This is a genomic window from Massilia sp. Root133 (assembly GCF_001426525.1).
GTDB classification, from domain to species: domain Bacteria; phylum Pseudomonadota; class Gammaproteobacteria; order Burkholderiales; family Burkholderiaceae_D; genus Telluria; species Telluria orientalis.
Map to the genome: position 1 here is coordinate 1 of NZ_LMEW01000011.1, position 22,421 is coordinate 22,421.

At 64.7% G+C, this 22,421-nt stretch carries 15 protein-coding genes; 10 read left to right on the forward strand and 5 right to left on the reverse strand.

Annotation, left to right across the window (positions count from 1 at the left end; translation table 11 throughout):
- Positions 1-584 precede the first annotated feature (584 nt).
- From ASD28_RS10285 to ASD28_RS10300, 4 genes are all read left to right on the forward strand, one after another.
- Positions 585-2,420, forward strand: coding sequence for a S8 family peptidase (locus ASD28_RS10285; RefSeq protein WP_056126855.1), 1,836 nt, complete (start codon positions 585-587; stop codon positions 2,418-2,420).
- 138 nt (positions 2,421-2,558) lie between these two features.
- On the forward strand, positions 2,559-4,175 hold the full coding sequence (locus ASD28_RS10290; protein WP_056126856.1) for a S8 family peptidase: 1,617 nt from the start codon (positions 2,559-2,561) through the stop codon (positions 4,173-4,175).
- 117 nt (positions 4,176-4,292) lie between these two features.
- Entirely contained in the window at positions 4,293-5,369 is a 1,077-nt protein-coding gene (gene dinB / locus ASD28_RS10295) for a DNA polymerase IV (protein WP_056126857.1), read from the forward strand.
- A gap of 89 nt (positions 5,370-5,458) precedes the next feature.
- On the forward strand, positions 5,459-6,355 hold the full coding sequence (locus tag ASD28_RS10300; protein WP_056126858.1) for a recombination-associated protein RdgC: 897 nt from the start codon (positions 5,459-5,461) through the stop codon (positions 6,353-6,355).
- A 37-nt stretch (positions 6,356-6,392) separates the two neighbouring features.
- Here the strand turns inward: ASD28_RS10300 and ASD28_RS10305 are convergent, their stop codons facing one another.
- Both ASD28_RS10305 and ASD28_RS10310 read right to left on the reverse strand, forming a co-directional pair.
- Positions 6,393-8,015 carry a catalase gene (locus ASD28_RS10305; protein WP_056126859.1) on the reverse strand — a complete coding sequence of 541 codons (1,623 nt, stop codon included), beginning with the start codon at positions 8,013-8,015 and terminating at the stop codon, positions 6,393-6,395.
- 124 nt (positions 8,016-8,139) lie between these two features.
- Positions 8,140-8,625 carry an asparaginase domain-containing protein gene (locus tag ASD28_RS10310; RefSeq protein WP_056126860.1) on the reverse strand — a complete coding sequence of 162 codons (486 nt, stop codon included), beginning with the start codon at positions 8,623-8,625 and terminating at the stop codon, positions 8,140-8,142.
- 133 nt (positions 8,626-8,758) lie between these two features.
- Between ASD28_RS10310 and ASD28_RS10315 the strand changes: the two genes are divergently transcribed.
- Positions 8,759-9,523: a hypothetical protein gene (locus ASD28_RS10315; protein ID WP_056126861.1), complete on the forward strand. Its 765-nt coding sequence runs from the start codon at positions 8,759-8,761 to the stop codon at positions 9,521-9,523.
- Here the strand turns inward: ASD28_RS10315 and ASD28_RS10320 are convergent.
- Positions 9,520-10,503: a D-2-hydroxyacid dehydrogenase family protein gene (locus ASD28_RS10320; RefSeq protein WP_056126862.1), complete on the reverse strand. Its 984-nt coding sequence runs from the start codon at positions 10,501-10,503 to the stop codon at positions 9,520-9,522. The genes ASD28_RS10315 and ASD28_RS10320 overlap by 4 nt on opposite strands.
- Before the next feature lie 443 nt (positions 10,504-10,946).
- On the opposite strand from ASD28_RS10320, the gene ASD28_RS10325 reads away from it, so the two are divergent.
- Both ASD28_RS10325 and ASD28_RS10330 read left to right on the forward strand, forming a co-directional pair.
- Entirely contained in the window at positions 10,947-12,812 is a 1,866-nt protein-coding gene (locus ASD28_RS10325) for a phosphoenolpyruvate carboxykinase (GTP) (protein ID WP_056126863.1), read from the forward strand.
- A gap of 434 nt (positions 12,813-13,246) precedes the next feature.
- Entirely contained in the window at positions 13,247-14,815 is a 1,569-nt protein-coding gene (locus ASD28_RS10330; protein ID WP_056126864.1) for a beta-xylosidase, read from the forward strand.
- A 6-nt stretch (positions 14,816-14,821) separates the two neighbouring features.
- On the opposite strand, the gene ASD28_RS10335 is transcribed toward ASD28_RS10330, so the two are convergent.
- Positions 14,822-16,204, reverse strand: coding sequence for a YfcC family protein (locus ASD28_RS10335; protein ID WP_056126865.1), 1,383 nt, complete (start codon positions 16,202-16,204; stop codon positions 14,822-14,824).
- Positions 16,205-16,206: 2 nt separating this feature from the next.
- Positions 16,207-17,325, reverse strand: coding sequence for a succinylglutamate desuccinylase/aspartoacylase family protein (locus ASD28_RS10340; protein ID WP_056126866.1), 1,119 nt, complete (start codon positions 17,323-17,325; stop codon positions 16,207-16,209).
- Between the two features lie 152 nt (positions 17,326-17,477).
- Between ASD28_RS10340 and ASD28_RS10345 the strand changes: the two genes are divergently transcribed.
- From ASD28_RS10345 to ASD28_RS10355, 3 genes are read left to right on the forward strand one after another with little or no spacing between them, the layout of a single operon-like run.
- Complete coding sequence (locus ASD28_RS10345; protein ID WP_056126867.1) at positions 17,478-18,407, forward strand: MurR/RpiR family transcriptional regulator; 930 nt, start codon at positions 17,478-17,480, stop codon at positions 18,405-18,407.
- Positions 18,408-18,440: 33 nt separating this feature from the next.
- Positions 18,441-21,185 (forward strand): TonB-dependent receptor, encoded by a 2,745-nt coding sequence (locus tag ASD28_RS10350; protein WP_056126868.1) that lies wholly within the window; start codon positions 18,441-18,443, stop codon positions 21,183-21,185.
- Position 21,186: 1 nt separating this feature from the next.
- Positions 21,187-22,398: a cyanophycinase gene (locus ASD28_RS10355; RefSeq protein WP_056126869.1), complete on the forward strand. Its 1,212-nt coding sequence runs from the start codon at positions 21,187-21,189 to the stop codon at positions 22,396-22,398.
- Positions 22,399-22,421: the final 23 nt, after the last annotated feature.

Sequence of the window (22,421 nt, forward strand, 5' to 3'; positions counted from 1 at the left end):
CTTTTGCGTCCGGTAGCGTCGGGTTTAGTCTTATCCATGGGAACGTATTGTCCTCTATCTGGGATGTCCACTAAACCCGGTACGTCTCAGAGCACATTTCGGATCAATTTTCTTGCGCATCCCGAATCGTTCAAGTCCGCACGCTCCGTCGGCATATCGCTTGGGAGGCAGGCGGCGCCCCGATCGCGAATTGCTTTAAAGCTCGTGCACCAAAAAGGGCTCTGACCCCGAATTTCTTCCTTGGTGACGATTGAGATATCTCAATGTTGAGAGTGTGCATATGTGTGCAACGCCTGACAGTCACGAAACATTGTTAATTCATGGGTGCTTCCAAGGCGATATGTTCTTCTGCTGAGTTCACAGTTTTCCGAAGAATCTAGGTTTTAGCGCTATCAATAGGTGAAAGTGTTGTATAGACATCGAATCTAATTGTGAAATTTCTACACGTTTATTTCTTTCGCGCTAATCTGGCACTCCCGCTTTTCAGACGGGAAATCGACGCTTAAAAAGCGTCGAAACAACTAGATCTCAGGCAATCACGCCTGCGGAAAATCAACTTTTGTGTTTTTCTAAAAGGAATAAACATGAAGTCTCAGCAATCGAAGTATCCGGCAGTGTTGAAACTGTGCGCCGCGGCCGTCCTCGGTCTCGGCGCCGGCGTTGCGGGCGCGGGGGTGCCCGCGGACGTGCCGGCCACACACGCCGCGCAGCGTGTGGCCGTCTCGGACCAGACCGACCGCATCATCGTCAAGTACAAGGACGAGAGCGCACCGGTCGTCTCCAAGGGCGGGCAGGTATCGGTCGCACGTGCAATGCCGCTGTCCGCCTCGCGCAAGGCCGTGGTCGACCGCGCCGGCCAGCAGTTCGGCATGCTGGTGAAGGCGTCGCATTCGATCGCCACCGGCGCCCGCGTCTTCAAGCTGGACCGCAAGGTGTCGCTGGCCGATGCCGCCAAGCTGGCGGCCGAGCTGAAGTCGCGCGATGCTTCGGTCGAGTACGCCGAGCCGGACCGCATGATGCATCCGCTGTTCACGCCGAACGACTCGATGTACAGCCAGCAGTGGGATTTCTTTGAAGCGACCGGCGGCCTGAACGCGCCGGCCGCCTGGGACAAGTCGATCGGGACCGGCATCCGCGTGGCCGTGATCGATACAGGCTACCGTCCGCACGCCGACCTGTCGGGCCAGATCCTGGCCGGCTATGACTTCATTTCCGACACCGCCATCGCGAACGACGGCAACGGCCGCGACAGCGACGCCAGCGACCCGGGCGACTGGACCGCGGCGGGCGAGTGCGGGGCCGGCGAACCGGCGTCGAATTCGAGCTGGCACGGCACCCACGTGGCCGGCACCATCGCCGCGGCGACGAACAACAGCACCGGCGTCGCCGGCGTCGCGTACGGCGCCAAGGTCGTGCCCGTGCGCGTGCTCGGCAAGTGCGGCGGCTACACGTCCGACATCGCCGACGGCATCATCTGGGCATCGGGCGGTACCGTGTCCGGCGTGCCGGCCATCGCGGCGCGCGCCCAGGTGATCAACATGTCGCTGGGCGGCGGCGGCGCGTGCGACACGACGACGCAGAACGCGATCAACAGCGCCCGTTCACGCGGCACCGTGATCGTCGTGGCGGCCGGCAACGAGTCCCAGAACGCGAGCAACAGCAACCCGGCCAACTGCGCGGGCGTGATCACGGTGGCGGCGACGAACCGCTCCGGCGGCCGAGCCTCCTACTCGAACTACGGCACCATCGTCGACGTCGCGGCACCGGGCGGCGACAGCGGCGCGGCCATCCTGTCCACCCTGAACGCCGGCACCAAGTCGCCGGGCGCCGACAGCTACGCGGGCTATATGGGGACGTCGATGGCGACACCGCACGTGGCCGGTGTCGTCGCGCTGATGCTGGCCAAGAACCCGAACCTGACGCCGGACGAGGTCGAGTCGCGCCTGAAGTCGAGCACGCGTCCGTTCCCGGCCAGCTGCTCGGGCTGCGGCACCGGTATCGTGGACGCTTCGGCCGCGGTGGACGCTGCGGCGGGCACGGGCGGCGGTACGGGCACGACGATCTCGGAAACGGAGTCGAACAACACGCTCGGCACGGCCGACAGCGTGACGACGTCCGGCACGACGGTCGATGCCGCGATGGGCAGCTCGACGGACACGGATTATTTCTCCGTCCAGCTGCCGGCCGGTAAAACCCTGAGCGCGACGATGACGCCGAACGCGAGCTCGGACTACGACCTGTACATCTACAACAGCGCGGGCACCTTGCTGGCACGCAGCGAGAACGGCACGGGCACCGCGGATACCGCCACGTCGTCCAACACGGGCACGACCACGTCGGTGCGCTATGTACGCGTCGTTTACTACAGCGGCGGCACCGGTTCGACCAGCGGCAAGTACACGCTCAAGCTCACCTGGTAATGCGTTATGACAGGACTCATAACCGTTAAAATTCAATTACTTAACGAAACTTTCCTGTTGTAAAAACCCCGAAAAACGGCCCGCACAGGGCCGTTTTTCGTTACGCTGCACAGTTCGGTTTACTGAAAAGGATGCAGCATGACGCAGCGCCACACGATCTCTTCTTTGTTGAAAATTTGTGCAGCGGCCCTCGTTGCCGCCGGTTTCGCCGGCCAGGCCGTGGCGCAAACCAATCACTTCGTCGTCCAGACCGACCGCATCATCGTCAAGTACAAGGGCGATAGCGATACGTCGAAGACCGGTGTGGCCGCACGCGGCATCGACCGCGCGCGCCAGGCCCTGATCGACCGCGCCGGCCAGACCTATGGCGCCACGATGCGCGCGCTGCGCGCGACGGCGAACGGCGCGAACGTCCTGCAACTCAACCGCACGATGTCGCTCGACGAGGCGCGCCAGCTGGCCGCCGAACTGAAGTCGCGCGACGCCAACGTCGAGTACGCCGAGCCGGACCGCATCATGGTCCCGCTGGCCACCCCGACCGACCCCAGCTATACCCAGCAGTGGGACCTGTACGAAGCCACCGGCGGCATCAACGCGCCCGCCGCCTGGGACAAGTCGACCGGCGCCGGCATCAACGTGGCCGTGATCGACACGGGCTACCGTCCGCACGCCGACCTGTCGGGCCAGATCCTGCAGGGCTATGACTTCATCTCGACGACCACCATCGCCAACGACGGCAGCGGCCGCGACACCGACGCCAGCGACCCGGGCGACTGGGCCCCGGCCGGCAGCTGCGGCACCGGCATCCCGGCGGCGGACCAGAACTCGAGCTGGCACGGCACGCACGTGGCCGGCACGATCGCCGCGAAGACCAGCAACGGCCTCGGCATCGCGGGCATTGCTTATAACGCGAAGATCGTCCCGGCGCGCGTGCTGGGCCGTTGCGGCGGCTACACGTCCGACATCGCCGACGCCATCGTCTGGGCCTCGGGCGGCACCGTGACCGGCGTACCGGCCAATGCGAACAAGGCGCGCGTGCTGAACCTGTCGCTGGGCGGCACCGGCGCGTGCGACACGACGACGCAGAACGCGATCAACAGCGCCCGTTCGCGCGGCGCCGTGGTGGTGGTCGCGGCAGGCAACTCGAACACGAATGCGATCAATTCGAACCCGGCCAACTGCGCGGGCGTGATCACCGTCGCGGCGACGAACCGTGCGGGCGGCAAGGCCTCGTATTCGAACTACGGCACCAACGTCACCATTGCGGCACCGGGCGGCGACAACGGCGCCGGCATCCTGTCGACCTTGAACGCGGGCACGACCACGCCGGCATCGGACAACTACGCGTACTACATGGGCACGTCGATGGCGACGCCGCACGTGGCTGGCGTCGTCGCGCTGATGCTGTCGGCGAATCCGAACCTGACGCCGGATGACGTGGCCGCCAGGCTGAAGTCGACGGCGCGCGCCTTCCCGGCCGCGTGCTCGGGCTGCGGCGCCGGCATCGTCAACGCGGCCGCCGCCGTGAACGCGGCGCTGGGCTCGACGACCACGACGACGACCCCGACCTGGACGTATTGCGCCGCCGAGAACGGCACCTGCTCGTTCAGCGGCACGCGCGACGTGCGCTACGGCACCGCTACCAGCTATGTGACGAAGACCTTCACCGGTTCCGTGAAATGCTCGAACTCGGTGTTCGGCGACCCGGCACACGGTATCGTCAAGTCCTGCAGCTATTCCAGCGTCACCAGGTAAGTCCTCTCAACCCGCCGCCGCATCCCTGCGGCGGCGGCGTTCCCCCTTGCACTATTCCTAATTCCCAGCGATACTGTATGCAATTACAGTAGTCGCTCGGCGCGGGCGACCGTCACCGTGAACGCCCCCGTCCGCAAGATCATCCACTGCGATTGCGATTGTTTTTACGCATCCGTCGAGATGCGCGACGACCCGTCCCTGCGCGGGCGGCCGCTGGCCGTCGGTGGGCGGGCCGAGCAGCGCGGCGTGGTTGCCACCTGCAACTACGAGGCGCGCCGCTACGGCATCCATTCGGCGATGGCGACGGCGCAGGCCGTCAAGCTCTGCCCGGACCTGATCCTCATTCCACCGAACATGGAAAAGTACCGGGTCGCATCGCGCCAGATCATGGACATCTACCGCGATTACACGGACCTCGTGGAGCCGCTGTCGTTGGACGAAGCCTATCTCGACGTGACGAACTCGCCGCACTGCAAGGGCAGCGCGACCCTGATCGCCCAGGAGATCCGCCGCCGCATCTTCGAGACGGTCGGCATCACGGCGTCGGCCGGCGTGGCGCCGAACAAGTTCGTGGCCAAGATCGCCAGCGACTGGAACAAGCCGGACGGGCTGTTCCTCGTGCGGCCCGATGAGGTCGATGCGTTCGTCGCCGTGCTGCCTGTGAAGAAATTGTTCGGGGTAGGGAAGGTGACGGCCGCGAAGCTGCATCGCCTCGGCGCGCAGACGTGCGGCGACCTGCGCGACTGGAATATGGACAAGCTGCAGCAGCACTTCGGCTCGTTCGGCGCGCGGCTGTACGACTTGTGCCGCGGCATCGACGACCGCGACGTGAATCCGGTGCGCGAGCGCAAGTCGATCAGCACGGAGGAGACGTACACGCCGGACATCCCCGACCTGGACGGCTGCCTGGCGCTGCTGCCCGACCTGTACGAGCATCTGCTCGGCCGGATCAAGCGCAACAATGCCGAAAAATTCATCAATAAATTGTTCGTGAAGATCAAGTTTGCCGACTTCCAGCGTACGACCGTCGAATGCGTGGGCTACGCGCCGAACATGACGACGTTCCGTCACCTGATGGAGACGGGCTGGCTGCGTGCGAGTCGTCCCGTGCGGCTGCTGGGCGTCGGCGTGCGCCTCAGCGATACGGAAACGGTCGAGCAGCTGAGCTTGTTTGACGAACGTGCAACACAATAAAAATCCCTTGTCGACGACGTGAATTTTGCCGCCAGTCAGCGTGTAGAATGTCGTTCCTTTGAAATATCGAGATAACTGGAAGCAACGTTATGTGGTTCAAGAATCTTCAGATCTACCGCCTGCCCGCACCGTGGAATTTCTCCCCTGAACAGATGGAAGAGGCCCTGCAGTCGCAGGCGTTCACGCCCGCCAGCAGCAACGAATTGCTGCGCCAGGGCTGGGATTCGCCACGCGGCAACGGCAAACTCGTTCACGTCGTCAACAAGCAGATGCTGATGATGCTGGGCACGGAAAAGAAATTGCTGCCGAGCTCGGTCATCAACCAGGTCGCCAAGGCCAGGGCCGCCGAGCTGGAAGAGCAGCAGGGCTTCCCGCCGGGCAAGAAGGCGATGAAAGAACTCAAGGAACGCGTGGCCGACGAGCTGCTGCCGCGCGCGTTCTCGATCCGCGGCAACGTGTGGACGTGGATCGACCCGGTCAACGGCTGGCTCGTCGTCGACGCCGCCAGCCCGAGCAAGGCCGACGACGTCATCAAGCTGCTGCTGAAGGCCGTCGACAAGCTGCCGCTGGAATCGCTGCGCGTGCAACAGTCGCCGGTCGCCGTGATGACGGGCTGGCTGCAATCGGACGAGGCGCCGTACAACTTCACGATCGACCAGGACACGGAACTGCGCGCCACCGGCGAGAGCAAGGCCGCCGTGCGCTACGTGAAGCACTCGCTGGACCCAGAAGACATCCGCCGCCACATCGCCAACGGCAAGCAGTGCACGCGCCTGGCCATGACGTGGAACAGCCGCATCTCGTTCGTGCTGACCGAGCAGCTGGCCGTCAAGGGCATCAAGCCGCTGGACGTGATCAAGGAAAACGAAACGATCACCTACAGCGATGACGAGCGCTTCGATAACGACATCATGCTGATGACCGGCGAACTGGCCAAGATGCTGACCGACCTGGTCGAGGCGCTGGGCGGCGAAGCCAAGGCGTAACGAAAAACGGCCCGGACATTCATCCGGGCCGCTGGTTTTATTTTGCCGACGCCACTTCTTCCGTCGTGGCCGGCTCCTTCTTGCCGCCGCCGCTTTCCGGCTGGCCGCCCGAATAGGTCGATCCCGGGCGATTCTCGCCCGGCGCCGGCTTGCCCGGCAGCGGCTGCAAGGCTTTCGCCTTTTCCAGGTCGATGCCAGCTATCTCGGCCACGCGACGTCCGTAATCCTCGTCGCAATGCCACAGGTGCCACACCATGCGCAGCTGGATGACTTCCGGGCATTTCTTGAGGTCGTTGCCGACGTTGTTGACGAGGTCGTCGCGCTCCCAGTCCGCGAACGTGCGGTAGCGGTCGCCGGCCTGTTGGTAGTCGTCGGCCGTGCGGCTCGTCTGGTAGCGGCCCAGGTGGCCCTCGACGTGCTGGTGGTAATCCTTCTCGGGTTGCGGCGCTTCGCCCAGGCCGCCCAGCAGGCTCGGTTCGTAATTGATGTGCTTTTCCTCGCCGCCGCCGTCGACATAGAAGGTCATCTGGCCGTCGCGCTGGTTCGTGCGCGCCACCGCTTTTTCCTGCGGCGCATTGATCGGTAGTTGCAGGTAGTTCGGCCCGACGCGGTAGCGCTGCGTGTCCGAATAGGACAGGGTGCGGCCCTGCAGCATCTTGTCGTCCGAGAAGTCGATGCCGTCGACGAGCACGCCCGTGCCGAAGGCCGATTGCTCGGTTTCAGCGAAGACATTGTCCGGGTTCTTGTCGAGCACCATGCGGCCCACGGGCAGCAGCGGGAAGCGGTCTTCCGGCCAGCGTTTGGTGTCGTCCAGCGGGTCGAATTCCAGTTCCGGATGCTCGCCGTCGCTCATGACCTGCACGCAGAATTCCCACTCCGGAAACTCGCCGCGCTCGATCGCGTCGTACAGGTCGCGCGTGGCGTGGCTCGTGTCGTGCGCCTGGATTTCCGCGGCCTGCTGGCTCGTCAGGTTGCGCACGCCCTGTTTCGGCTGCCAGTGGAATTTGACGAGGTGGGCGATGCCCTGGTCGTTCACGAGTTTATACGTGTTGACGCCCGAGCCTTCCATCTCGCGGTAATTGGCGGGAATGCCCCATGGGCTCTTGACCCACGTAACCATGTGCAGCGCTTCCGGATGGCTGCAGATGAAATCATAGAAGCGCCACGGCTCCTGCTGGTTTGATACGGGATCGGGCTTGAAGGCGTGGATCATGTCCGGGAACTTGATCGCATCGCGGATGAAAAAGACTTTCAGGTTATTGCCCACGAGGTCCCAGTTGCCGTCGACCGTCTTGAGCTTGACGGCGAAGCCACGCGGATCGCGTGCCGTCTCCGGCGATTCCTTGCCGCCGATCACGGTCGAGAAGCGCACGAACACGGGCGTCTGCACGCCGGTCTCGTTGAGGACGCGGGCGCGCGTGTACTTGCTGGCGGGCTCGTCGCCGATCTTGCCGTAGGCTTCGAAATAACCGTGCGCGCCCGTGCCGCGCGCATGCACCACGCGCTCGGGGATCCGTTCGCGGTCGAAGTGGGTGATCTTTTCGATGAACTGGTAGTTCTCGAGGGTGGCCGGACCGCGTTCGCCGACGGAACGCATGGCCTGGTTGTCGCGGACGGGATGGCCCTGGCGCGTGGTCAGGGTGGGGCGCTGCTCGCTCATCGCTGATTCCTCCTGGTTCGTGGGAGAACCATTATAGGAATTGACGAAAACGCGCAGCGCCCGAAACACCGGGGTCAGAGCCCGATTTTGGGCAATTGCCCAAATCGGGGCTCTGACCCTGGTTTCACAGCGCCTGGAACACGCCCGCCGCGCGATTCTTGGTGACGTTATCCCAGGTGAACACTTTGCCGTTCATCGCCACGTAGACGCCCGGCGGCAGCATCTGCGCGGCGGCGCAGGCGAAGCCGAAGTTGAACAGCGCATCCGAGTTGGCGATTTCGTACGGGATCATGGCGCCCGTGAACACGATCGTCTTGTCCGACGTTGCCGCGCCCAGCACCTCGGCCGTTTCGCGCATCGTATCGGTACCGTGCACGATCACGATCTGCTTCTCGCTGGAGGCCTGGCACGCGGCCAGCACGTTCTGGCGATCGCTGTCCTGCATCTCCAGCGAATCGAGCAGGGACACGACCTGCAGTTCGACGGGAATGGTCATGCGGGAACGTGCGATGACCTCCGGCAAGTGGCTTTCGGCAAAGCCCAGAACGCCATTGAGTTCGTTGTAGTGTTTGTCGAAAGTGCCGCCGGTGGCGATGATCCGCAAAGTCATGATGATTTGAAAACGCTGTAAAAAAAGGTGGGTAATGATAGCCGCAAACCGTAGTGTATCCGTATGTGTCTGCGCTAGAATCGTCCGGATCGGATGAGTATCCTTTCTCCTTTTGGGCCGAGCCCGCCTTCCAATGAAACCCGTCGCACCTGGAACCGTCATCTTCCATCGCCATCGCGGCTATGGTGTCATCACCCACGTCAACCTGCTGACAGGCTGGATTTCCGCACGCTTCGGCAACGAGTCGCGCACGCTCGACCTGAACCTGTCGACCGACGAGGTGCAGCACGCCGATGGCGAAGCGATCCTGTTCCGCCGCTCGCCGCCGGACCGCATGCCGCATGCGCGCCTGATGGCGATGGTGCGCGCGCTCCACATGGCCGGCTACGAAAAGCTGTACCTGTATTCCTGGCCCAAGCCGTCCGGCCTTCACTGGCGCTGGCAATTGTTCACGGGTAAGCGCGACTGGATGCAGCGGCCATGGCGCGAAGGCTGGTACGGTTCGGGTGCCGACTACAACAACAACCCCGTGATGGGATGGGGCGATGCACCTGGCTCCACCACGGACGAGCTGATCCACGCCCTGGCGAAGTTCGACCCGGAAGGCCTCGCACGCGCGCTCGGGCGCGACGACGATCACACCGCGTGGTTCGCGAGCGTGTGCGATGCGCTGCTGCCGGGTTACATGTATTCCTTCGACATGGCACCGATGCAGCAGAACGCGAACGGCGGCCTCATCGAGATGCCGCCGGTGCCCATCGTGCCCGTGCGCGCAGGCTTGCCCGCGTATGCCGGGCCCGTGATCGAATGGCCGCCCGGCTGGGCCGGCTTGTGGACGCGCCGGCATGAGATGCCGATGCGTAAGCCCAATTTCACGGGCGAGCCCGAGTTGCGTTAAAGCGCCTCGGTATTCAGGATGTTGGTCGGAGTCCCGTTCGCAAAATTGACGACATTTTCGAACGCCGCCCGGAAATACAACTCATAACTGTCCCGCTCGACATACCCGAGGTGCGGCGTCGCCAGCACGGTCGGAATCTTCAGGATATCCGCATCGGCCGCCAGCGGCTCGCTGGTGAACACGTCCAGCGCCGCATAGCCCGGCCGTCCCTTGCGCAGCGCCGCCTCCAGCGCGCCTTCCTCCACCAATTCCGCCCGGCTCGTGTTCACGAACAAGGCGTCGCGCTTCATGCGCGCCAGGTCGTCGGCCTTGACGATGCCGCGCGTCGCATCGTTCAGCCGCAGGTGCACACTGACCACGTCGGCCTGCTCGAAGAACGCTTCGCGCGTCGGCGCGGCCGTCAAACCCTCGGCGACCGCGGCGGCCCGGCTTTTCTCGCTGCCCCACACCATCACCTGCATCCCGAACGCCTGCGCATAGCCCGCGATCAGGTGTCCGATCTTGCCGTAGCCCCAGATCCCCAGCGTACGACCCTTCAGCACGCGGCCCAGGCCGTTGAGCTCGGGATTGATCGACGCCGTCTGCCACAGCCCGTCCTTCAGGTTGTTGGCGTAAGGCACGATCTTGCGGCTGGCCGCCATGATCAGCGCCCACGTCAGTTCGGCCGGCGCGACCGGCGAGCCGACGCCTTCCGCGATCGCGACGCCGTGTTCGGTCGCGCCCGCCACGTCGATGTGTCCGGCGACCTTGCCCGTCTGGGACAGCAGCTTCAAATTGGGCAGCTTGGCCAGCAGCGCGCGCGGAAACGTGGTGCGTTCGCGGATCAGGACCAACGCGTCGAACGGCGCCAGGCGGATCGCCAGTTGGCCCAGGCCACGGGTCGAACTGTTGAACACTTTGACCTCGTGGCCGTCCAACATGCGGAAGCATTCGAGGGAGCGGACGGCGTCCTGGTAATCGTCAAGGATTGCAATTTTCATGGATGTTAGCGGATGTTATCGGCAAGAAAGTAATGAAATGACAGAATTTGAACGATAGGAAATAGCCTACTACTTTGCTCAACCAAAATTCCTACATTTTTGTTGTGCAAGCATTCTAAAGCCGTTTGCGCAGGTGTAGAATCGACCAGAAATAAGAGCCCGAGATGTCAGACTGACATCATTTGCGGCCAGCAGCACACGTTCCAACCAGCCCGCCGGCCTCCGCGCACACGCGACCCCGGGCTGGCGACATGACCGCCGTAGCACTGAACCGTGAACCGCACGGCTTTCCAGGTGCGGGCCCACGAGGCCATCCTTGACGACGATCCTGCCGGGACAAGATTAACGGGATTCCGACCGCCGCGCGCATTGCAGGCCGCCGCCTCTGCCGCATCAAGGCCATCGGAATCGCCAGGGATTCTTAATTGGCATTGGAGGTATGTATGAACCAGCCCGTGATGGGCGGCGTCGCCGCACTGAACGTCCCAGCTTACATCAAGCACAATAAACTCATCAATTGGGTGGCCGAGATCGCGGCCCTCACGAAGCCCGACGCCATCTACTGGTGCGACGGCTCCGAAGAAGAGTACGACCGCCTGTGCGCACAGATGGTCGAAGCGGGCACGATGAAGCGCCTGAACCCGGAGAAGCGCCCGAACTCGTATCTGGCGTGCTCCGACCCGAGCGACGTGGCGCGTGTCGAAGACCGCACCTTCATCTGCTCGGCCACGAAGGAGCAGGCGGGCCCGACCAATAACTGGGTCGACCCGAACGAAATGCGCCAGACCCTGAACGGCCTGTTCGACGGCTGCATGGCCGGCCGCACGATGTATGTCGTGCCGTTCTCGATGGGCCCACTGGGCTCGCCGATCGCGCATATCGGCGTGGAACTGTCCGATTCTCCGTATGTCGCCGTCAACATGCGCATCATGACCCGCATGGGCAAGGCCGTGTACGACGTGCTGGGCGCCGACGGCGATTTCGTGCCGTGCGTGCACACCGTCGGCATGCCGCTGCAGGCGGGCCAGCAGGACGTGCGTTGGCCGTGCAACTCGACCAAGTACATCGTGCACTATCCGGAAACGCGCGAGATCTGGTCGTTCGGCTCCGGCTACGGCGGCAACGCGCTGCTGGGCAAGAAATGCTTCGCGCTGCGCATCGCTTCCAACATGGGTTACCAGGAAGCCCAGCAAGGCGGCACCGGCTGGCTGGCCGAGCACATGCTGATCCTGGGCGTGGAATCGCCGCAGGGCGACAAGAAATACGTCGCGGCCGCGTTCCCGTCGGCCTGCGGCAAGACGAACTTCGCCATGCTGATCCCGCCCGCCGGTTTCGAAGGCTGGAAGGTCACGACCATCGGCGACGACATCGCGTGGATCAAACCGGGTGCCGACGGCAAGCTGTACGCCATCAACCCGGAAGCGGGCTATTTCGGCGTCGCCCCGGGCACGAACGAAAAGACCAATCCGAACTGCATGGCCTCGCTGCGCGAAAACGTCATCTTCACGAACGTGGCGCTGACCGACGACGGCGACGTATGGTGGGAAGGCATGACCAAGGAAGCCCCGGCGCACCTGATCGACTGGCAGGGCAAGGACTGGACTCCGGCGTCCGGCACCAAGGCCGCGCACCCGAACGCGCGCTTCACCGTGGCCGCCACGCAGAACCCGGTGATCGACCCGGCGTGGGACGATCCGGCCGGCGTGCCGATCTCGGCCTTCATCTTCGGCGGCCGCCGCTCGACGACGGTGCCGCTCGTGACGGAAGCCCGCAACTGGACGGAAGGCGTGTACATGGCCGCCACGATGGGCTCGGAAACGACGGCCGCCGCCGCCGGCCAGATGGGCATCGTCCGCCGCGACCCGTATGCCATGCTGCCGTTCATCGGCTACAACATGAGCGACTACTTCCAGCACTGGCTCAACCTGGGCCAGAAAGTCGCCGACAAGAACCCGCAAGCGCTGCCGAAGATCTTCTGCGTCAACTGGTTCCGCACCGATGACAACGGCAAGTTCGTGTGGCCGGGCTACGGCGACAATATGCGCGTGCTGAAGTGGATCCTGGACCGCAGCCAGGGCCAGGCCGGCGGCGTCGAGCACATGTTCGGCACCACCCCGACCTACGGCGACCTGAACTGGACCGGCATCGAGTTCACGTCCGAGCAGTTCACCACGATCACGTCGATCGACAAGGATGCATGGCGCGAAGAACTGAAGCTGCACACCGAACTGTTCGACAAGCTGGCTTACCGCCTGCCGCAGGAACTGGTCGCGACCAAGGCGCAGCTGGAGAAGCGCCTGGCCGAGTAAGGCGCACGGAGAAATACAGGCGAGGAGACGACGGCCGCGCGCACGACGATGCGGCCGCGATAAAAATGGGAAAGGACAGGCTTGGTGGCCTGTCCTTTTTTCATTACCTCATCGTGGCCTGTACAAGCAGAGCAATGCAACTAACCGACACCGGGTCGGCCGCCAAGTCCGACCGGCCGTCGAAGACGTGCGCCCGTTGCGGACTGCGTTCAGCTGGCGCAAGAAATGGAAGCGCGACTGGGAGGAGGTGACACGGTTCGGAGCGCGGTCGCCGCGTATCGCTTCCTTAACGAATTTAAATCATCACATTGTGGAAAATCATTTGGGTTTTTGATTTTACTAAATGCGGCTTATCCTCTATCCTTTCGTCAACTCGCATTGTTAGCGCAAACATCTTAGAGATAAGCGAGCTTCGACGTAAAAGGACAATAGACATGAGACACCGCCGCACCGTGCTGCGCGCCGCTCTGGCGCTGGCTTTCACCACCCCATTCGCATTGCCCGCCATGGCCGCCGACGCCGCGCGCCAGATCGTCATCGACGCGAACGCGCCGACCGTCCCGCGCGACCATGCCGCCGACCTGTCGGTGGGTTCCGATTACCCGGGCACGCTGATCCGCGACGACAGCCTGGCCCAGTTGAAGATCGCGAAGGATGAGCTGGGCTTCCGCTACATCCGCTTCCACGGCATCTTCCACGACGTGCTGGGCACGTTCAAGGTCGTCGACGGCAAACCCGTCTACAACTGGACGAAGATCGACTACCTGTACGACAAGCTGCTGGGCATGGGCATCAAGCCGTTCGTCGAGCTGGGCTTCACGCCGGAAGCGATGAAGACGTCGGACAACAGCATCTTCTACTGGAAGGGCAATACCTCGCACCCGAAACCGGAACTGTGGGCAGGCCTCGTCGACGCCTTCGTGCGTCACGTGCAGCAGCGCTACGGCAAGGACGAAGTGCGCACCTGGTTCTTCGAAGTGTGGAACGAGCCGAACCTGGACGGTTTCTGGGAAAAGGCCGACCAGAAGGCCTACTTCGACCTGTATGACGTGACCGCGAAGACCATCAAGGCGATCGACCCGACGCTGCGCGTGGGCGGTCCGGCGACGGCGGGTGCGGCCTGGGTGCCGGAATTCCTCGCGCACACGCAGAAGAGCGGTGCCGCGGTCGACTTCATCGCCACGCACACCTATGGCGTGGACGGCGGCTTCCTGGACGAGAACGGCCAGGGCGACCAGAAGCTGTCGCCGTCGCCGGACGGCATCGTCGGCGACGTGCGCAAGGTCCGCAAGGAGATCGAAGCGTCGTACCTGCCCAAGCTGCCGCTGTATTTCACGGAATGGAGCACGAGCTACAACCCGCGCGACCTGGTGCACGATTCGTACATCAGCGCCGCCTACATCCTGTCGAAGCTGAAGGCGACGGAAGGCATCGCGCAGGGCATGAGCTACTGGACCTATACGGACCTGTTCGAGGAACCGGGTCCGCCGACCGCGCCGTTCGAAGGCGGTTTCGGCCTGATGAATCCGCAGGGCATCCGCAAACCCGCCTGGTTCGCCTACAAGTACATGAACGAGCTGGGCGACCAGCAGGTGCAGACCGCCGACAAGCAAAGCTGGGTGACGAAGGACGCGAACGGCGTGCAGGTGCTGGCGTGGGACTTCCAGACGCCGGACATGGGCAAGAAGACCAACCGCCCGTTCTTCGGCGCCGTCCAGCCGACGAAGAACGGCACGCCGTTGACGCTGTCGCTGAAGGGCATGAAGCCGGGCACGTATCACGTCCAGGTGTACCGCACGGGCTTCAAGGCCAATGACGCGTACACGGCCTACATCGAGATGGGCAAGCCGAAAACCCTGGCGGCCGACCAGCTCGCGAAGCTGCAGGCGCTGACGGTCGACAAGCCCGAGACGCGCACCGTGAAGGTCGCGGCGAACGGCACCGCGAACGTGCAGGTGCCGATGCGCGCGAACGACGTGGTCCTGGTGAAGATCGCGAAGTAATGTCGCTCAGCTCCACTGCATCAGGCAGGGGGGCACGAGCAGCACGAGGGCCAGCACCAGGTAGATCAGCTGCAGCGGGATCATCCACCTGGCCCACGTGATCCATGGCACGCGCGCGAGCGCGAGCACGCCGACCGTGATGCCGGACGTCGGGATCATGGGCGTCGACAGCTCGCCGAGTTGAAAAGCGAGGATCGCGGTCTGGCGCGTGACGCCCACGAGGTCCGCGAGCGGCGCCATGATCGGCATCGTCAGCGCGGCCTGGCCCGTACCCGAGTGGATGAAGAAGTTGATCACCGACTGGATCAGGTACATCTTCTGCGCCGCGAATACGGGGTGGCTCGACTGCACGAGCGGCATCAGGCCATGCAGCATCGTGTCGATGATGTGGGCGTCGCGCGCGAGGATCATCGTGCCGCGCGCGATCGCGATCACGAGCGCCGTCGGTGCCAGGTCCTTCGCGCCCTGCATGAAGGCCGCCACCCAGTTGTCGGACCCCAGCCGGCCCACGATGCCCACGACGATCGCCATGGATAAGAACAGCGCCGCGATCTCGTCGATGTACCAGTCGAACTTCACCACGCCGATCACCATCGCCGCCAGCGCCAGCGCGAAGATCGCCAGCACTGCCTTGTGCCGGCCCGTCATGCGGTCGAGCCCCGTGGCAGCCGGCTGTTCAAGGCGCCGCGTCTGGTCCAGCACATAGGTCGGGCTCAGCGTGGGGTTCTGCTTCACGCGCGCCGCGTACCACATCAGGAACAGGATCGTGACGGACGTTGTCGCCACCCACACGATCAGGCGATAGCCGATCCCCGAAAACACGGGCACGCCCGCGATGCCCTGCGCGATGCCGACGTTGAACGGATTGAGGAAGGCGGCGCCGAAGCCGGCCTGCGAACCGAGGAACGGGATCGACACGCCGGTGATGGTGTCGTAGCCGAGCGCCAGCGCGAGCGGCACGAAGATCAGCACGAACGGAATCGCCTCCTCGTTCATGCCGAACGTGGCGCCGCCCAGTGAGAACAGGGTGACGAAGACGGGGATCAGCGCCGCGCGCACGAGCGCCGAGTGTTCGTGCATGCGGGCGATCGAACGGATGCCCGTGTCGATCGCGTCGGTCTTCTGCACGACCGCGAACGCGCCGCCGACGACCAGCACGAAGCCGATGATCTGCGCCGCCTCCACGAAGCCCTTGATGGGCGCCTTCATCAGCGCAACGAGGCCTTGCGGCGCGCTCTCGACATAGTGGAACGAGGCCGGGTCGATGAGCTGCTTGCCGTTCACGAGATGCGTGTCGTACTTCCCGCCGGGGATGAACCACGTCGCCAGCGCGATCAGCGCGAGGATCGCGAACAGCAGCACGAAGGTATTGGGAATTCGTAGTCGCATGATCACTGACTCAAAAGTGAACCCGAACGGAAGGGCGTCGTCCCCGCGATCTTACAGATGTGCATCCCGCGCAGCAGGTGGCGGTGTGCGGTGCTCGCGAACAGCAGGCCGTCGCGGCTCGCATGCACGGTCGCCGTGTCGCCGGTGACCGGGTTGACAATGTCGGCGACGGCGTCGCCCGCCTTCACCTCGTCGCCCAGCGCTTTCAGGAACACGAGCACGCCCGTCTGCGGCGCGTGCAGCGGTTCCACGGCTTCCAGCGGCGACGCCGCGCACCGCGGCGCGGGCAGCGGCGCCGGCGGGTTGTCGACGACGCCTTCGCGCGCGAGGAACTGCAGCAGCGCGTGCGCATCCTGTTCCGCGTAATCGTAGCGCACGTCCATCTCGCCGCGCAGTTCGACCGTGACGGCGGCGCAGGCGGGTGGAATTGGTATCTCTGGACCGAAGTGCGCGGCCAGGTCCCACCACAGCTTGCTGCAGGCCTCGTCGAACGGTTCGCCGCCCGAACCGGCGGACAGCAGATAGGCACGCGCGCCGAGCAGCGTCGCCAGTGGCGCCACGCGGTCCGCCAGCGCGGGACCGGTATAGACGTGCAGCAGCGCCTCGTTGTCGCAGTGCAGATCGAGCACGATGTCGGCGTCGATCGCCATCCCAAGCAGCGTTTTTTTCAGCACCTGCGTTGCGTCCTGCGGCTCCCACCGTTCGACGGCGGCGCGTGCCGCCGCACGGATCGCGGCCACGTTCGCGGCCGAATCCAGCCCGAGCCGGCCGGCCAGCGCATCTTTCAATTCGTCGGCGACGTGGCGGAAGGCGCGGTTGAAATTGGTACCGGTGCCGAGGTCGAAGCGCCCGAACGGCGCGCCGTGCACGATCTGCGACAGCCCGATCGGATTCGCGGCGGGTACCAGGATCACTTCGCCGCGGATGCGTCCCTCGCCATCGAGCCGTTCGAGTTCGCGCCGCAGGACGTGCGCGACGAGCATCGCGGGCACCTCGTCCGCGTGCAGCGATGCCTGGATATAGACCTTGCCGCCGCTGCCCGCGCTGCCGTAGTGGTACGACGTGAGCTGGTAACTGGCGACGCCCGGTTCGGTCGCGATCGGATGGGTCTTCGTATGCATGCGGACGTGTCTCCTGGCGGCGGGTCTGCGGCCGATTATGTATGAATTTTTACACAACGTAAATCGATGAAAGATTATTTTCAAAATGTTGTTGAGTTGGGCGCCGCACCTGTTTTACATTAAAAAACATTAACTCATTGACATCCGGTCACATGACGCCTGCCGCCCCGTCCAGCGCCTCTCCCGACATCGGTTTCGCCGAGTCTTCGCTCGGCCAGTCGCTGTTGCGGGTGCTGGCCGAAGGGTCGACGTCGAACCGCGCGATCGCGGATTACGTGCTGCGCAACCAGGTGCGCGTGACGGCGCTCGGCATCGAGGAACTGGCCGATGCGTGCGACGTGTCGACGGCGACCATCAGCCGCTTCGCGCGCGACCTCGGTTTCAGGAATTACGCGGCGATGCGGGGCGCGGTCGCGGAAACGCTGCAGTCCGTGTTGCAGCCCGTCGAAAAGCTGCGCAGCACGATCGCGCGCCGCGCTGCGAAAGCGTCGCCCGCGCTGGAAAGCCTGGGTTATGCGGAAGCGGCCATCACGGCCACGAGCCGCGCGCTGGCCGGCACGCAGATCGACCGCATCGGCGCCGTGCTCACCAGGGCGCGCACCGTGTACGTGCTGGGGTTCGGCCTGTCGTCGTTCCTCGCGGGCGCGCTCGCGATGCATCTGCAGCCGTTCTGCCGCCACGTCGTCGAAGCGGCGGCGAGCGGCGGTACGGAAGTCGCGGCGAGCCACCTCGCCACGATCACCGGCAAGGACGTGCTGGTCGTGATCTCGCTGCCGCGCTACACGCTGGACGCCGCGTCGCTGACCCGGTTCGCGCGCGATGCCGGCGCGACGATCGTCTCGATCACAGATTCGCCCGCGTCGCCGCTCGCCGAACTGGGGCACCACGTGCTGTATGCGCACAGCACGCACCCGGTGCTGCCCAGCAGTTCGAGCGCCGCGCTGGCCGTCATCGAGGCGCTGGCCGTGTCGCTGATGACGTCCAACAAGGCCAACGTGGCCAAGGCGGCCCGCCACACCGAGGCGATCGCCGCGTATCTCCACGGTGAACACCAGATTCGCAAGCTCGTCAAAAAAACCTGAGTCACCACAAGACACCAAGAGGGAGAGCACCGCATGACCAAGCACATTTCGAGAGCCCTGCAACCCACCATCCTCGCGGCGGCCGTCGCCGTCTTGACGTCGCAGCACGCCTATGCGCAGGCGCAGGCGGACGAACCGAAGATGCACCGCGTGGAGATCACCGGTTCGTCGATCAAACGCATCGACACGGAGACCGCGCTGCCCGTGCAGCTGATCTCGCGCGAGGACATCGAGAAGATGGGCGCGACGACGGCCGCGGAACTGGTCAAGAACATCAGCGCGAACACGGCGCCGGTGACGGACGGCCCCAGTATCACGGACGGCACGTCCGGCCAGCGCGGCCTGAACGGCGCCAACCTGCGCGGCCTCGGCGTGTCGTCCACGCTGATCCTGCTGAACGGGCGCCGTCTCGCCAACTTCGCGTCGCCCGGCGATAACTCGGGCGTCGACCTGAACAACATCCCGGCCGGGGCGATCCAGCGCGTCGAGGTGCTGAAGGATGGCGCATCCGCGATCTACGGTACCGATGCCATCGGCGGCGTGATCAACTTCATCACGCGCAAGGACTATACGGGCATCGACCTGGCCGCGTCGGCCGCGGGCACGCAGCAGGGCGGGGCAGGCAAGAAGACGCTGAGCCTCAGCGGCGGCACGGGCGACCTGAGCACCGACCGCTTCAACGTGTTCGGCGTGCTGGACATCCAGCAGCTCGACCGCCTGCGCTCGGGCCAGCGCCGCTTCATCTCCGAGCATCCGCTCGCGACGACGCTGCCGGCGCAGATGTCCAGCAATACTTTCCCGGCCAATATCGACATCTCGGCCGCGCAGCGTGCCGCCCTGATCGGCGCGGGCCTGCTGCCGGCCGGCAGCCGCGCGAGCCGCGTCAACCCGAGCGCGCCGAAGTGCAATCCGCCCGCCACCGTGTATGCCGAGAAGGGGCCGGGCGGCGTGGCCGGCTGCAGCTACGACTACATGGAAGACACGGAGATCTATCCGGACTCGCGCAAGATCGGCTTCATCGGCCGCGCGACCTTCCAGCTCGATCCGGACAACCAGTTGTTCGCGGAACTGGTGCAGACGCAGGCCAAGACCAAATACGTGCTGTCGCCGAACCCGGTGTCGACCCTGCGCAACCTGCCCGTCAGCATCCTGCCGGAGGCGTACCGCAATGCGCTGTCGGCGCCCGGCTTGCCGGCCACGGTCAACCGGATCCGCTACCGGATGGCGGAAGCGGGCAACCGTACCAACGACGTGACGAGTACCGGCCAGCGCCTGCTGCTGGGTGCCACGGGCACGATCAAAGGCTGGGACTACGACGTGGCGCTGGGCCGCGCCGAGAACAAGGCCATCGACAAGTACGTCGACGGCTACTTCCTGTACGACCAGTTCGAGGCCGGCGTGCGCTCGGGCGCGATCAATCCGTTCGGGCCGTCGTCGCAGGCCGGCCGGGACCTCGTCAACAGCATCCGGGTCAACGACGAAGCACGCAATGCGAAGGGCGTGTCGACTTCCCTCGACGGCAAGATGTCGCGCTCCCTGACGACGCTGGCCGGCGGCGACCTGGCGCTGGCGGTCGGCGGCGAACTGCGCCACGAGCACCAGACGTTCAGGCCGTCGGACCTGCTGCGCTCGAATAACATCCAGGGTGACCGCGACAGCACCATTCCGGCCGGCGAACTGGCCGACGTCGAAACGGCGGACAACACGAGAAAAGTGGCCTCCGTGTTCACCGAGGTGGTCGCGCCGTTCACCAAGGAACTCGAGATGCAGTTCGCGGTGCGCTACGACCACTACAGCGAAGTGGGCAACACGACCAATCCGAAGATCGGCCTGCGCTGGCAGCCGATGCAGTCGCTGCTGGTGCGCGCGTCAGCGGGCACGGGCTTCCGCGCGCCGTCGCTGTCGGACCTGAAGCGCCCGACGATCTTCGGCACGACGGCCGGCATCCTGACCGACCCGCAATGCGTCAAGCAGGAAGGCAGCATCGACACGTGTACCGACCAGTGGAACGTGGAACGCCGCTCGAATCCGGACCTGAAACCGGAAAAATCGCGCGAGTTCTCGCTGGGCGTCGTGTTCGAACCGGTCAAGCGTACGAGCCTCTCGATCGACTACTGGAACATCGAGAAGCGCGACGTGATCAGCACCCTGGGCGAACAGGTCATCATCGAAAACCCGGCCGCCTACAACGGCAAGTACATCCAGCGCGACGAGGACGGCTTCATCTCCAACATCCTGCTGATGAAGGAAAACCAGGGCAAGCTCAGGACGTCGGGCTTCGACATCGCCGGCGACTGGCGGTCGGAGCGCGGACCGTGGGGCCGCTTCGGCGTCAACCTGTCCGGCACGCTGATCCTGCACTACGACCGCCAGTTCGGTCCCGCCGAGCCGTTCCGCTCCAACCTGGGCGTGTTCCTGAACGACCAGGCGATCCAGAAATGGCGCCACCGCGTGAACTTCGAATGGGACAACGGCCCGGTCACGCTCACGCTGGCGAACCAGTACTCGATGGGCTACACGGACCAGAACACGACCTACGACCCGTACACGGACACGCTGCTGCCGCCGAACCACGTGAAGTACTACTCGCTGTGGGACCTGACGGGCAGCTGGACGATCAGCAAGCAGCTCAAGGTGCGCGCGGGCGTGCTGAACATGTTCAACGCGGATCCGCCGTTCTCGAACCAGGCCTGGTTCTTCCTGGCCGGGTACGACCCGAGCTACACGGACCCGCGCGGCCGCAGCGCGTTCGTGAGCGTGAACTATTCGTTCCGCTGACATGCTGAAGAAACTGGGTGTCGCGCTGGCGTTGGCGGTATGCGCCGGCGCGGTGATGGCGGCCGACGCCGGGCCGTCGAAAGGATCGCTGGTCATCATCGGCGGCGGCCTGCGCGTCAACAACGCCGAGGTGTGGGAGAAGATCGTCGCGCTCGCGGGCGGGAAGGGCGCGCGCATCGCCGTGCTCCCGACGGCCGCGCAGACGCCCGCGAAGGAAGCCCAGCTCACGGTGGATGCGCTGAACCGCTACGGCGCGCGCGCGTTCGTCGTCCCGGTCGCGCCCATGCTGGCCGGGACCGACGTGCGCAAGGCCGCGGACGATCCCGCGCTGGCCGAGGCGATCCGCAAGGCCGGCGGCGCGTTCTTCACCGGCGGAGATCAAGCCCGCATCACGGGCTCGCTGCGGCGCGCGGACGGCAGCAACACGGCCGTGCTGGACGCGTTGTGGGCGCTGTACCGGCGCGGCGGCGTCATCGCGGGCACGAGCGCGGGCGCCGCCATCATGAGCAGCACCATGTTCTACGACCCGCCGCTGGAAGTGATGCCCGTGCTGAAGAACGGCGTGGCGGATGGCAAGGACGTGGCGTCGGGACTCGGCTTCATCGGCGACGACGTATTCGTCGACCAGCACCTGCTCGCGCGCGGCCGCTTCGGCCGCATGCTGCCGGCGATGCTGGCCAAGGGTTATACGCTGGGACTGGGCATCGACGAGAACACGGCCGCCGTCGTGGGACCGGCGCGCGACGTCACGGTGATCGGCTACCGCGGCGCGCTCGTGCTCGACCTGGCCGGGGCCACGACGGACAAGACGAAGCCGGGATTCAATCTCGCCAATGCGCGCATCAGCTACCTGGACAGCGGCGACCGGTTCAACCTGGCCACGCGCGCGTACGCGCCGGGGCCGGGCAAGGAGCCCGTGGACCGGCAGTACGTCGAGCACCGTGCGCCGATCTTTTATACGGACATCCTCGGCAACACGGCGGTCGCGGACCTGCTCGAGAAACTGGTGGACAGCGATCTGCAGCGGGCCGTCGGCGTGGCGTTCGAAGGGCCGGACAGCCAGTCGCCGGACCGCGGGTTCGAGTTCACATTCACGCGCGTGCCGGACACCGCGGCATACGTGACGAACCGCGAGGACGCGTATTCGATCTACCGGATCAGGATGGACGTGCGGCCGGTGCGGGTGCACCAGCCGTTTTATACGTTGGAGTAGGAAGTACGTCATTCCCGCGCAGG